Source organism: Alteromonas gracilis, assembly GCF_043642145.1.
Lineage (GTDB): Bacteria > Pseudomonadota > Gammaproteobacteria > Enterobacterales > Alteromonadaceae > Alteromonas > Alteromonas gracilis_B.
On sequence record NZ_JBHZRZ010000003.1, the window covers coordinates 218,502 to 231,902 of the forward strand.

11 protein-coding genes are annotated in these 13,401 nt (G+C 44.5%); 4 read left to right on the top strand and 7 right to left on the bottom strand.

The features are described 5' to 3' along the window. The first annotated feature begins 13 nt into the window (after positions 1 to 13). Entirely contained in the window at positions 14 to 808 is a 795-nt protein-coding gene (locus ACHUFN_RS07905; protein WP_394222097.1) for a DUF2884 family protein, read from the top strand. An 81-nt stretch (positions 809 to 889) separates the two neighbouring features. Here the strand turns inward: ACHUFN_RS07905 and hemW are convergent, their stop codons facing one another. The 5 genes from hemW to ACHUFN_RS07930 all read right to left on the bottom strand — a co-directional run bounded on the left by hemW (position 890) and on the right by ACHUFN_RS07930 (position 5,944). Further along, positions 890 to 2,029 carry a radical SAM family heme chaperone HemW gene (hemW, locus tag ACHUFN_RS07910; protein ID WP_394221791.1) on the bottom strand — a complete coding sequence of 380 codons (1,140 nt, stop codon included), beginning with the start codon at positions 2,027 to 2,029 and terminating at the stop codon, positions 890 to 892. Then, on the bottom strand, positions 2,022 to 2,624 hold the full coding sequence (locus tag ACHUFN_RS07915; protein WP_394221793.1) for an XTP/dITP diphosphatase: 603 nt from the start codon (positions 2,622 to 2,624) through the stop codon (positions 2,022 to 2,024). The genes hemW and ACHUFN_RS07915 overlap by 8 nt, the downstream gene beginning before the upstream one ends. Before the next feature lie 218 nt (positions 2,625 to 2,842). Next, on the bottom strand, positions 2,843 to 4,069 hold the full coding sequence (gene srmB / locus ACHUFN_RS07920) for an ATP-dependent RNA helicase SrmB (protein ID WP_394221795.1): 1,227 nt from the start codon (positions 4,067 to 4,069) through the stop codon (positions 2,843 to 2,845). 72 nt (positions 4,070 to 4,141) lie between these two features. Continuing rightward, positions 4,142 to 4,891, bottom strand: coding sequence for a hypothetical protein (locus ACHUFN_RS07925; protein WP_394221796.1), 750 nt, complete (start codon positions 4,889 to 4,891; stop codon positions 4,142 to 4,144). A 102-nt stretch (positions 4,892 to 4,993) separates the two neighbouring features. After that, complete coding sequence (locus ACHUFN_RS07930; RefSeq protein WP_394221798.1) at positions 4,994 to 5,944, bottom strand: WD40 repeat domain-containing protein; 951 nt, start codon at positions 5,942 to 5,944, stop codon at positions 4,994 to 4,996. Positions 5,945 to 6,311: 367 nt separating this feature from the next. Here ACHUFN_RS07930 and ACHUFN_RS07935 point away from each other — a divergent pair, with 367 nt between their 5' ends. Further along, positions 6,312 to 8,636, top strand: a complete 2,325-nt coding sequence (locus tag ACHUFN_RS07935) for a methyl-accepting chemotaxis protein (protein ID WP_394221799.1) — start codon at positions 6,312 to 6,314, stop codon at positions 8,634 to 8,636. Here ACHUFN_RS07935 and ACHUFN_RS07940 read toward each other — a convergent pair. Then, positions 8,624 to 9,745: a CCA tRNA nucleotidyltransferase gene (locus tag ACHUFN_RS07940; RefSeq protein WP_394221800.1), complete on the bottom strand. Its 1,122-nt coding sequence runs from the start codon at positions 9,743 to 9,745 to the stop codon at positions 8,624 to 8,626. The two genes, ACHUFN_RS07935 and ACHUFN_RS07940, sit on opposite strands and share 13 nt — an antisense overlap. A gap of 166 nt (positions 9,746 to 9,911) precedes the next feature. Between ACHUFN_RS07940 and ACHUFN_RS07945 the strand changes: the two genes are divergently transcribed. Together ACHUFN_RS07945 and ACHUFN_RS07950 are read left to right on the top strand one after the other, a co-directional pair. Beyond that, positions 9,912 to 10,823, top strand: a complete 912-nt coding sequence (locus ACHUFN_RS07945; protein WP_394221801.1) for an ExeA family protein — start codon at positions 9,912 to 9,914, stop codon at positions 10,821 to 10,823. Next, positions 10,816 to 12,042 carry a general secretion pathway protein GspB gene (locus ACHUFN_RS07950; protein ID WP_394221802.1) on the top strand — a complete coding sequence of 409 codons (1,227 nt, stop codon included), beginning with the start codon at positions 10,816 to 10,818 and terminating at the stop codon, positions 12,040 to 12,042. Before ACHUFN_RS07945 ends, ACHUFN_RS07950 begins: the two co-directional genes overlap by 8 nt. An 80-nt stretch (positions 12,043 to 12,122) precedes the next feature. Here ACHUFN_RS07950 and ACHUFN_RS07955 read toward each other — a convergent pair whose 3' ends face one another. Beyond that, positions 12,123 to 13,319: an HD-GYP domain-containing protein gene (locus ACHUFN_RS07955; protein WP_394221803.1), complete on the bottom strand. Its 1,197-nt coding sequence runs from the start codon at positions 13,317 to 13,319 to the stop codon at positions 12,123 to 12,125. Positions 13,320 to 13,401 lie beyond the last annotated feature (82 nt).

Sequence of the window (13,401 nt, forward strand, 5' to 3'; positions counted from 1 at the left end):
TGATAGTATGAAAATGAATTTAAGCCTTAAGGCTGCCCTGTTTACATTTTGTTTGTTCGCTGGTCTTAGTACATCAGTGCAGGCGGAATACACCTGCAATATCGACTTTGCTTATGGGATTGCGGTTAATAGCGATCAGCTGCGTGTGATGGACAAAACGCGTACCGTTGTACAAATCAATGATCAAAGTCAGTTGTTTGTTGGGGGGCGTTGGCAAACGCTTAATGAACAAGAGAAGCTGTGGCTCAAAGAGTATTCTTCAGGGTTACATTACGTAGTGCCAAAAATGATTGTTTTGGCCACCGAAGGGGTAGACCTTGCCATTGATACTATCGAGCATGTGTATTTAGGTTTAGTGGGCAGCGACCACGACAGTTACGAACGCTTAAATGCAGCGATGAAGCGTGTTCAAAGCCGAGTTAAAGACAAGTTCAGACATGCCAGTAATCACTACTTTATCGGTCCGGGATCGTTAGAAAGCGTTGATGAATTCGTTGATAGCGAAATTGAAGCGCAACTAGAGGAAGCTATATCGACCTCTGTGGGCGGCATATTGTCAGCAATTAGTGGCATAAATACTGGTAGTGGTGAGGTAAACCAAGAAAAGGTTGCAGAAATTACGCGCCAGCTTAACAATGTAGGTGAGCACCTAGATGTGGGAGACAAAGCCACAACCTTGCGTAAAAAAGCAGAATGGTTTTGTGAAAAGCTTAAGCGATTAGATTCAGCCGAAGAGAATCTTCGGAAAAGTGTTCCTGCCTTTAAGCCCTACAACATAATAACGCTTTATGAAAAAGATCCTGATTAAGCGTTGAAGTTGATTCTTTAAGTACTAAAAAGCCTGCATCTGCAGGCTTTTTAGTTTTACGCAAACATTAATCACATTTCGTTAAACAAAACACGAAAGCAGCGAATTAAGATATCTGCGGCCCTTCGCGGTTACTTGCCAGTGACTATCTGAAATAGAAAGTAAGCCTTGCTGATGGGCATCAGATAACGCACGAGTTACATCATCGCTCATAGCAATGCCTGTAAAATCATGGAAATCGCTGATTGGGCACGGCTCTACCAATCGAAATCTATTCATGAAAAACTCAAACGGTAAGTCGTCTGCACCAACAGTGGTTTGCGTATCTAAATAAGGGCGGCTCATTTCCATGTAGCCCCTAGGGTGCTTTACTTTTACGGTGCGATGTATGGTGCCGCTAGTGGCATCGGTTATTTTTCCGTGAGCACCACAGCCAATGCCTAAGTAGTCGCCAAAACGCCAATAGTTTAAGTTATGACGGCATTGGTGACCTGCTTTGGCGTAGCCTGAAATCTCGTACTGATGATAGCCAGCCTGTTCCAACAGTGCGTGTCCTTTCTCTTGGATTTCCCACAAAATATCATCGTCTGGTAGTTCGGGGGGCTTCGAATAGAAGGGCGTGTTTGGTTCGATAGTGAGCTGATACCAAGACAAGTGATAGGGCGCTAACGCAATACCTTGCTTTAAATCTGCCATGGCGTTCTCGACGCTTTGCTCGGGAAGCCCATGCATTAAATCTAAATTAAACGTGGGTAGCCCAGCGCTGTGCGCTTGTTTAACCGCGTTTTCTGCTTGGCTTTCATTATGTATACGGCCAAGCACCTTTAAATGCTTAGGTTGGAAGCTTTGAATACCTACCGAAATGCGGTTCACGCCCGCTTGATAAAAGCCGGCAAACTTACCTGCTTCCACCGTACCTGGGTTCGCTTCCATGGTTATTTCGGCATTATCGCTTAAATTAACCCGCTCTTTCACGCCGCGTAAAATGTCTGCCATAGCTTCGCTGGAAAACAAGCTGGGCGTGCCGCCACCAATGAAGATGGTTTCAACGGGGCGGTCGCCAATGCGTTTAGCATCAATGGCTAAATCGTCCAACAAGTGCGCTACGTATTCTTTTTCGGGCAAATCAGACTTAAGCCCGTGAGAGTTAAAATCGCAGTACGGGCACTTTTGCACACACCAAGGAATATGGATGTAAAGGCTAAGCGGTGGATTACGCAAAAGTGGCTCTCATGTTATCAAGCAAAATGGCAAGGGCGTTGCCGCGATGGCTAATGCGGTTCTTTTCGGCTTTTTCTAGTTCTGCTGCGGTACAGTTATGGGTTGGCACATGAAACACGGGGTCGTAACCAAAACCGTCGTTACCTGAGCGGGCTGTTAGAATCTCTCCTTCCCATTTACCTTGGCTTACCAACGGTACAGGGTCGTCTGCATGTCGCATAAATACTAACGTGCAGAAAAAGTGTGCTTTGCGCTGAGTTTCACCGTCAAGCGCGGCTAAAAGCTTATCAATGTTGGTATCGTCTGTAGCATCAGGCCCCGCATAGCGAGCTGAATAAATACCAGGGGCACCACCAAGCGCATCAACCACTAGCCCAGAGTCATCGGCAATGGCTGGAAGGCCTGTTACCTGTGCAGCATGACGCGCTTTAATAATGGCGTTTTCAACAAATGTCGTACCTGTTTCCGGCACGTCAGATACACCCAATTCTTTTTGCGCCACAACGTCTACGCCGTAATCTGCAAATAAGGATGCAAACTCACGCACTTTGCCTTGGTTACCTGTAGCTAAAACAATTTTTTCTGGAAATTTCATTGTGCCAAACTCCTCGTTTTTACTTTGCTCCTGAAACAAGCACGAACACATTAATCGGGTATTCGAGGTTATTCAGTGCGAAGGTTGGGGTGGTTTGAGTAAACCCTCTGCCGCAGGGAAGCGGCAGCGGAGCGCATATGGATGTGTTTACCGCGTGCTTGCGAAAGTCACTCCCAACCTTCGGCCATCGCATCACTCACCCACAATGTGCTCGTGTTTTACTTTTTCTTCTTAGTCTTAGCTTTTGCCTTGGTTTTGTCTTTGGCCTTCACTTTTTTCTTTTTAGGGCCAATTTTAGGCGTTTTGTTTTTAGGACGAAGCTCGTCAATAACACGGGCCTTCAGTGGCTCACCCATATAACGCGCAGTTTTCGCTATCATTTCAAAATCGTGTGCTTCAACCAAGGATATCGCGGTGCCTTTAGCGCCAGCACGACCGGTTCTGCCAATGCGGTGCACATAAACGTCGGCTTTGCGCGGCATGTCAAAGTTAATAACATGGCTTACGTTCGGTACGTCGATGCCACGTGCAGCAACATCTGTTGCCAGCAATATAGGAACTTCGCCACTTTTGAAGCGGGCAAGTGCTGCGTTTCGTTTGTCTTGAGGCATTTCGCCTTGTAGCCAGCACACTGGAATATCTTTCGATGCTAAAAAGTCTTTTAGCGCTTGAAGACGGTCGCGGGTTTTTACAAAGACAACGGCAGAAGTGGTTGCTTCTTGCTTTAAAATGTTAACCAACAAGGCTTGCTTGTGGTTCATATCATCGGCAAGGTGATACCACTGGTGAATTTTGTTTTTTTCTTTGCGTGATGGGTTCGCCTCAATCACTTCAGGGTTATTAAGTATGTCGTGAGCGAAGTTTCTTACGCCCTTACCCTCGAGCGTGGCCGAGAACAGCAAGTTTTGCTTACGCCAGCGCGCCTCTGCAGCAATTTGGTTTACTACAGTCGAGAAGCCCATATCAAGCATGCGGTCGGCTTCATCAAGAATTAAGCATTCGATATCGCGGCAATCCGCCGCTTCTTTTTCAATGTGTTCAAGTAAGCGACCTGGTGTAGCTACAAGAATATCGAGGTTTTTGCTTAAGGTTTCTTTGTCTGTGCCATAGTTAATACCGCCAGTAATCACACCACAAACAATTTGTGTGTGCTTGGTAATGGCCACCGCTTGCTCGTAAACTTGTAATGCTAGTTCACGGGTAGGCGTTAAAATTAAAATACGCGTAGCACCCGGCTGTCTGCGAGGGTAGTCGAGTAAAAACTGACAAGCAGGCAATAAAAATGCCGCAGTTTTGCCGGTGCCTGTTGGCGCAGAGGCAAGTATGTCGCGCCCGTCTAAGGCGTGAGGGATCACCAATTCTTGAATGCTAGTTGGGGCTTCAAACCCTATATCGGCAACTGCGTGACACAGTGCTTCGTCTAATTCGAGTTCTTCGAAAGTCATAGTATAAAAAACGCTCTAAATGAATGGCGCGTATTGTAGCACTGATACGGCAAAACTTAGAGAAAAACTGGCTTATATTCTCTGACCAACGACGAACTCGCAATTGTCCGTCAGCGCGATGTTACTGTTGGCGTTTAAAAGCGTGAGCTTAATAAAACTCAGCTTACTAACGCGGTCTTCGCCTTCGTGAGTGGAGATCTCAAAATAGAAATTGCTGTATGGCGAGCCATGCTCTTGTAGTTCTAGATAGGGATACTGACGATACTTCCAATGTCCGTTAGTTTTAGTCGTTGAATTGTTTTCCTGGCTACTATTTTTCAATGATAGTGAAAAAGTGCCGTTACTGTTTAAGGTTAGCGCATTTATATCGCCACACGAGTCACTTTGATACGCGTGAAGTAAGTCTTGTTTGAACATACTGCCGTTGGGCTTTTTACCGTCGGGAAATAAAAATACGGCCAGAGAGTTTTTCGTATACCAGTGATTTTCTTGCTTTAGCGTTTGAATCGAGTGAATGGGAAAGTCCACGTTTTCTAACGCGCTATAAGTGTTATCAATGGCGTTGACGTCTTGTAAAAGTAGCGAGTAGAGTAACGTATTCGTGGTAATGCTAGTGGGGAATGCAAAGTCGTTAAATTCAACCGCGACATCAGACTTTTTCAGTTCCGATTTTATCAGCGTGCGCTGCTCTGGCGCTAAGTACTTGGCGTACACGTGCACAGTGGGTTTCATGGCACAGCCGTTAAGTATGCCAAGTACTCCGATTGTGAATACCCCAATGATGAGCCCATTGAATATGTGTACTGAGCGTGTATTTTTCATCGCATTACCTTGTGATTGTTGTGATTTTTGGCGTTAAGATTACACATGTAATCTTAACGGTAATGGATGTTTAATATTTGTTCAAGGCTTTTACGCAGACAATTACAGCGCGTGAAGTAAGCTTCGGTAGTCCCACTCTTGTAATACACCATCTGATGAGAGCGTAACTAAATGATCGTCATTGTTGGTGGTGATGGCATGCGTGGTCGCTTCGCTGGTTAAGCGCTTTATTTTACCAGACGCAAGCTCTTCCCCTGTTTCGGCATTCCATAAGGTAATGGCTGCTTTGGGCGAGGAGGTCACAAGTAGTTTACCATTTTCTAAAAAATGCCCCTTGCGAAAGAAACGAAAGTTTTCAAAGAATTTAAGCTCGGCCACACTGGTATTGGTTGTAAGGTCAATAATCTCGTGACTTTTCAACGCATCTGAAACGAAGACGCGCTGCGATATAGCGTCATAAGCAGTGGCAGTAACGCGGCTTCGAAATTCCCTTTGCTGCAACACGGCGTTCTCCGTAAGGTCCCAGTGAAACCAGCTTTTATCTATACTGCCTGAAAAAGCCATGCCGTCATTCGTATAACCCACATGATTAACGCTCATTTCATGGTGGTGATATTGGATAGCATAGTTTTTCTTAAAGTTGAGGTGCAAAACCGTACCGTCTGTCATACCCACTAATGCGTGATCACCGTTGTTTGAAAGCTGCAGGGAAGCTGTTGTGGCGCCTTCAATCTTGCCGTTAAACTCCCACTGGCCAATAATGTTTCCTGAATGGAGATCAATGAGCGTTGTGCTCCAATAACCTGCCACAGCTAACCATTTGTTATTTTGAGATAGGGATAAATGCCCTAGCTCTTCTTCTGATAAGCCTTCATTTTTCCAGGAAAATCGCTGCTGATTATTGTCGATATCCCATACGGAAACAGATGAATCATGATGAATAAAAACTGCCAAGGTTGAGTCTTCAGAGAGGAGGGCTTGTCGCAAAGGAGTATCGGTTAAGCGACGTTCAGATAACGCGCTAAATGTTGTTACTTCGGTACAGCCCGACAAGTAAGGCAGTACAAGAAGTATCCAAAAGAGAAAATAATGGCTTTTTAAAAACGATAGGAAAGCGTGCACTTGAAGAATAAATGTACCAAAAATTTTTTGTTTATATTAAATGTGATCTATTTGACAACAAAAACAATTCGAAGATCACGCTTGAAATAATGAAAAGGCTTTCGTTGCATGTGACTGGCAAATCACTGATTTTTAGTTACAGTCTATTCATAGTGAAGCTTTACCGACTCATTCAAAAGAATGGAAATATATACTTAGGTATAAATTTGCTTATTATTTGAATGAATTCCACAGCGTTACTATATTCAACGAAGACATCACGCAGTTTGTGAGTCGCCGAACTAAAACGGAATTAACAATGTCATTTAAAACAAGGTTGTTACTAGCGATCATCGCATTGGTGTCTATATCAGTCTTGGTGCTGGCGGGCTTGTCGGCCTACGTATCTATAAATAGCTCAACACAAGCTCTACAAAATGGAGCGAAAGATAAGCTACGTCAACAGGGTGTTCAGGCTAGAGAAGCCGTAGAGCACTATATGCATTTCAATGAGAGTCAAATACGAAACTTTTCTTCTTCATCAATAGTCGTTGACGCAGCTGAGGCGTTTACTTCAGCTTTCGGTAATTATCAAGCGCAGCGCGAGGCTTTATCAAATAGCGAAAAGAGCACGCTGCTAAACTTCTATACGAGTGATTTCGCACAGCGTTATGAAAACCGTAACACAATGCCTGTGCGTAATCCAGAAAATCTGGTTTCTCCCTTATCAGCTAATGCACAAGCCTTGCAATTTGACGCCATTGCCAACTCTCCATTTGGCCTTGGCGAGAAAGACAAACTCGTTGATATAAACAGCGCCACAGATTATGCGCGTTACCATGGCCAATTTCACGAGGAGCTTCGTCGTTACTCAAACGCATTTGGCTATTACGATATATTCATTGTCGACGCCGATGAAGGTAACGTTGTGTATAGCGTTTATAAAGAAATTGACTTTGCCACCAACCTTAAACGCGGCCCTTACTCTGCTACGGGTATTGGAAAAGTGTTTGCAGAAGCCATGAAGGCAAACGATAAAGAAGCGGTTGTAGTGAGTAAGCTCTCCACCTACCTGCCTTCATATGACGCATTAGCAGGATTTCTTGCTTCACCAATTCACAATGCTAACGGTAAACGTATCGGCGTGCTTATTTTTCAAATTCCTATTGATAGAATCAGTGAGATTCTGACACACAACCAGGATTGGATAAAAAGTGGGTTTGGCAAGTCAGGGGAAACCTACCTAGTTTCTCCGGACAAACTATTAGTAACCGAAAGTCGATTCTTTTTAGAAGACCAACCCGGTTATTTAAACGCAATCAAGAATGTGTCACCGTCTCTTGCATTACAGATTGCTGATGCTCAAACCTCTGTTGGTTTACAACCCGTTGACTCATCGTCTAGCAACAAAGCGCTTCAAGGAAAGGAGGGGTTCGATACCGTCAAGGATTATCGTGATGTTGCCGTGTTCTCTTCTTATATTCCGGTCACTATTGGCGGTTTCACCTACGCGTTACTTTCAGAAATTGATGTCGCTGAAGCACTTGCACCTGCGTATGAATTGCAGTCAACACTAATATCTTCAATTCTGATTGAAGTTGTGGTGATTCTTTTAATTGCAGTTCTAATTTCATTATTACTGGCTAAAAATCTTATTCGCCCGTTAGAAGATTTGGGAACGGCATGTGAAGAACTTTCTAGTGGAAGTGGTGATTTAACCATTCGTTTGCGCAATACATCTATTCCTGAAATTAACAGAATTATTGTACCTTTCAATTCCTTTATTGGTCACGTTCAAGACATTGTTAGGCAAATTAAAGGGGATGCTTTGTTGCTTGCGTCAGCCTCTGAGGAGTTAAGTGCATCGGTAGTGCAAAGCAAACAGGGTGTTTCTGAACAGCTAAAAGAAACAGAAATGGTGGCTACGTCAGTAGAACAGCTATCTGTGTCTATTGCAGAGGTTTCTCACAATACGCTTGAAACCCGTGATGCCAGTGAAAATGCTATGCAAAGCCTTAAGGCCAGTAAAGAGCGTACCGACCTTGCGGTAGAAAAAATTAAATTACTTGTTTCACTTATAAAAGAGTCTCAGCAGGTAATCACCACGTTGCAAAAAGAAGTGGGCCAAATTAATGGGCTGCTAAGTGATATTACCTCTATTGCCGATCAAACTAACTTACTTGCGTTAAACGCTGCCATTGAAGCTGCGCGGGCAGGCGAAGCTGGAAGAGGATTTTCCGTAGTGGCTGATGAAGTAAGAACGCTAGCTAACCGTTCCCAAGAAAGTACATTAAAAATATCCTCTATTGTTGAACGAATGAACGATGCATCGGCGCTTTCAGTAAATGAAATGGAGAAGGCTTCTACTGCCGCAGACGATGGCATTCAAATGGTAGATTTAGCCGCCCAAGCGATGACCCAGCTTAATGGTATTATTGAACAAGTGCGAACAATGACAGAAACAGTGGCATCGGCAACAGAAGAGCAAGACGCCACTTCAAACAGCGTAAGTGGGAATGTAAACCGAATTGCAGAACAAGCACAAGAATTAAGCCACGGCATTACCAGCGTGACCCAATCTGCTAATGAGTTGGCAACAATGGCTGGTAAAACCAGTGGACTGGTGAGCGATTACAAAGTGTGAGATAAGTACTGAGCTATCGCGCTTTTTTTCTCAGCATCGAGTTGAGCTTTGATTAGTGGGCCTTTAAAACCATTTGCAATAATGTCTTGAACATTTACGCCAGTGGCGACTTCCAAAGCTTTGTTAATGGCCTCTTTACGATTTCTCCACGAAGGGTTGTGATAGCTTGCAAACGGTGTGACAGCATCGAGAAGCTCGACAAATCTATCAGGCCTGCGCCATGCGTCGGTACCATTGAATAGCGCAAGTAAGCGATCAGCTTCCTCACAAGTTTCATTGGATGCACTCAACAGTAACGTTTTATATTGACAAGCAAGTGAAACTATATCACTGATCTGATTCGGCATTTTTAGCCTTTGGCATAACGCTTTTGCGGATGCGCTTGATAGCGGCATCATCAATGAAGTGCAGCGCGTGACCAAGCTAGATGTAGAAGGGGCTCGCTTGAGGGTTTCAATGCTCTCATCATAGTGCGCAATCAATTCTTTAAACCAATAGTTCAGTGCACCCACTGTTTTTAGTACATCGAAAAATACATAAGGTGTTTTCTCTTGCACACTTCGCTTGGTTTCTTGCCAAACGCGCTCAGCGCTTAGCGTGCTTAACTCGCCGCTATCGGCCATTTTAGACATAAGGGAAAGCGTTTCGGGTGCCACGTTAAAGCCGAGATAGGCGTAACGGGTAGCAAATCGGGCCACGCGAAACACCCGTAGAGGATCTTCGCTAAACGCCTCTGAAACATGGCGCAATAGTCGATTTTCTAAATCGCGCTTGCCATGGTACGGGTCGATTAGGTTACCAAGGTTATCTTGCGCAATGGCGTTAACAGTGAGGTCTCGGCGCAGTAAGTCTTCTTCTAAAGTAACCGAAGCTGAAGCGTCACACACAAAGCCTGTATAGCCCTTGCCCGATTTACGCTCTGTACGAGCAAGCGCGTATTCTTCCTGTGTTTTGGGGTGCAAAAATACCGGAAAGTCTTTACCGACTTGAGTAAAACCTTGGCTGAGCATTTCTTCAGGGGTTGCGCCTACTACAACATAGTCACGTTCCACCACTTTTCTGTTTAACAGTGCGTCGCGCACTGCACCACCTACCAGATATACCTGCATGCTATTCCAATGTTATTTTTGTCAGTAATGTTTATTTAATAAAGGCGCAGTATAGCAATGTTACAAATAAAATTCGTAGCCACATCGTTATACGCTTTCACTTCAAGGTTGCGTCTGGTAGTTTAATCGTCGTTAAAAATAGAAACATATAGGCGCTTCAGCAACCATGTATTTGAATTACTTCGGGTTAAATGACAATCCCTTTTCGATTGCGCCTAACCCCGATTATTTATATATGAGCCCAAGACACAAAGAGGCATTGGCTCATTTAACCTTCGGGTTAAGGGAAAGTGGTGGGTTTGTTATGCTCACAGGCGAGGTTGGGACAGGGAAAACGACGGTTTCGCGAAAACTACTTCAGCAGCTGCCGGACAACACACAGGTAGCCATGATTTTAAACCCTACCTTATCAGCGCTGGAGCTATTGGCAACGGTTTGCGATGAACTGGGCTTGGCATACACACCTGAAAAGGCAAGCCTTAAATATTTTACTGACTTGATCTTGTCGAAATTGGCGAAGAATCATCAGAGAGGCATCAATACCGTATTAATGGTAGACGAGGCGCAACACCTTTTGCCTGAAGTGCTAGAGCAGCTTCGCCTACTGACCAACCTTGAAACCAATCGCGAAAAGTTACTCAAGGTGGTGTTGATAGGCCAGCCTGAATTGCAGCAGTTGTTAAAGCGAAACGAATTGCGTCAGCTTGCGCAGCGAATTACGGCGCGCTACCACTTGCTTCCGCTAACTTCGCCTGAAGTCAGTGCTTATATTGCTCACCGCTTGAGTGTGGCCGACGGGGATATCAGCATTTTTAGTAAGTCTACGCTTCGTGCCGTACACCAAATTACGGGTGGTATTCCAAGGGTAATTAATTTGTTGTGCGATCGCGCCTTAACCCTATCTTTCACCAAACAGCATGTTGTAGTACAGAAGCCCATTTTCTTGGCTGCAGCCGAGCAGATTTTAGGTGAGGATGTTGTCAGTCAGCGCGTACAGAGTCAGCGAAAATGGTATTTAGCCATGGCGTTCTTGCTGGCCATTGCATGCGGCTACGGATTAGGGAGCTTATATGTCTAGTATCGTTGCCATTGAAAATTTAACGCCAGGCATGGTGATTGTTCAAATCACCAAGCAGAACGGGCCGGTGAAAATTAGAAAATCAGGTTTAGTGACCAGCGATGCAATGGTGCAAGGCCTGTCTGAAATGGGCGTTCAAGAGCTTGAAATAGACCCCGAGCAAACGGTGGAGATTGCCCCTACGGTGCATCATAGAACGCAAACTCAGGCTTTACTTCGCGGCGAACACGATACTACAGCCAATTTTGATAAGTCGCTTAACGAACAGTTTAACCGCAGTTTATTTTTGCCAACGGTAGAGGGATTACCGTCGGCGTGGAAGCTTTACACGAAACAGGTCGCACTCTTTGCTGTGGTTATTCTTGGAGGTTTGTGTATAGGTTTTTCTGTTGTCACTACAGAGCGCTGGTGGCCTTTGTTGACTGCAACGCCTGCCTCATCACAAAGCGTTCCTGCTAACAAACCGTCGGTGAGTGAGATTGACGATGCGAAACCGGAACCCACAGACCTAGCTGCAACACAAACGGATATTAACAGTAAAAATGATGCAGATGCTTCTAAGGTAAACCCTAGTGAAGCTACGTCACAACCTATTCAAAGTAGCGCACAAGATGTTATTTCTGATAGTGCAGGTAATACGAAGCCAATTGCCACATCAACGGGACGTAATGGAGCCAGCCAGAGTGGTGCCGCGTACACAGAAACGCCTCCAGTAGGCCAAGCCAATAACAATGATGTAGTGGCGAGAAACCCTAATTCAAATACAATTAACGAATATCAAGATAATCGGTCGCCTAGTCAACAACAGAGCACGCAGTCGCAAGATTATGAGGGCAAAGTGCTAAACGAAAGTACCTCACAATTAGATGTGTCGGTATCGCCAGAGCTTGTGGCCCGCTTTAATGCAGCAGTGCAAGCGCTCGATTCAAAAGCGCAAGACAACGATGAAAGCACTGAAACAACAGTAACGGTAAAAGATGAGTTGCCTCGTGTGGATCAACTGCCCGTTCGGTTGTTAACACGTTTACCAAGTATGAACTTCAGTGCTCATATGTATGCATCGCGTCCGAGCGATAGATGGGTGAGAGTGAACGGGCGTCAAATAGGCGAGGGTGATTGGATTGCTGATAGAGTTCAAATTGTGAATATTGAAGCGCAGCGCGTGGTACTTTCTTTTGAAGAGGAACTGTTTACCATGGCAGCACTTACTGACTGGTAAATACGCTGCATTTCGGGTAAAGCTGTTATTGAAAGGTTGATACCCTATGTTAAAAAGGCCCTGACGGGCCTTTTTGATGTTTAAATTGGCATCTGATTTATAAATACATCTTTAAAAAACTTGGGCAAGTTCAAACTAAACTCTTCAGGGCGAACACCTGAAACAATTTCATCGTCATATTGGCTCAAATCAATACGCTTTACTTCGTTAAAATGCTGAGACGTTACGCTATAAAACGTCATCACATGCGGGCTCACTGGATCTTTAGGGTTTATTTTACTAACAATACCTAATTTCCCGCTTTTAAGGCGAACTAACGACCCGACCGGATGCACACCAATACACTGAATGAACTGCTTCACGAGTTCTTGATCTAAATTTTCTGTTGCTGTCAGGCGTTTTAGCGCCTGCGTAGGGGTTATACTGTTTTTGTGAGAGCGGTTAGATGTCATCGCGTCGTACGCATCGACTATTGCGGCAATTCGCGCAAATTCAGATATTTCGTCGCCCACCAGACCTTTTGGATAGCCGCTCCCGTCAACACGCTCGTGATGCTGTTCAATAATTCTTAACGATAAATCAGATATGTCACCACATTGCTCAACCAGACTGGCGCCAAGTTCAACGTGGGTTTTCATAACCTCCCAGTCGTCGTTAGAAAACTCGCTCGTGTTATTGCGAATATCGAGAGGTAGCGATGACATACCTATATCCATCAATAGTGTGCCTAAGCTCACTTGTTCTATTGTGTCTCTGTCATAGCCAAGAAACTCACAGAAAATACCACTAAGCACGCTACAGTTGATGCTGTGTTCTAAAAGGTACTGATCAACATCTTTGATCATCGTAAGACAACTCAGCGCATCTTTATTGTCAAATACGCTTTCGATCAGACTTTGAGATAGCGACTCCATAGGCGATAAGTCTTTAACAGCGCCATTTTTCAGTGACTTCAAGAAACTGCTTTGAATATTAAGCGCACTGTTATAAAGGTCGTTGGCTTCATTAATAGAATCACGGCCAACAGGTTTAACCGCCGGCTTCGAAGTGTGCTTCTCGGAACGAGCCTCTGGCTCAGACACTTTCGGCTTTTTTGGAAGCTTCGACCTAGCAAGGTCAACTTCAACACTAAGAATACCTTTTGATTTAAGGCTATCAATGATGGCTTGGGTCTTTACAATGCCTTTAGAACGCATCTTAAGAGCACCTGTTTGTTCAAGTACTTGAATGACGTACATTCCAGGTTGCAAATCATCAATAGGTACTTGTTCTAACATTATCTCTCCTGTGAGGCACAACACTGCCATAGACTTTAACTACAATAGGAATGAATTTTACGATATTCCAGTGAAAAAAGTG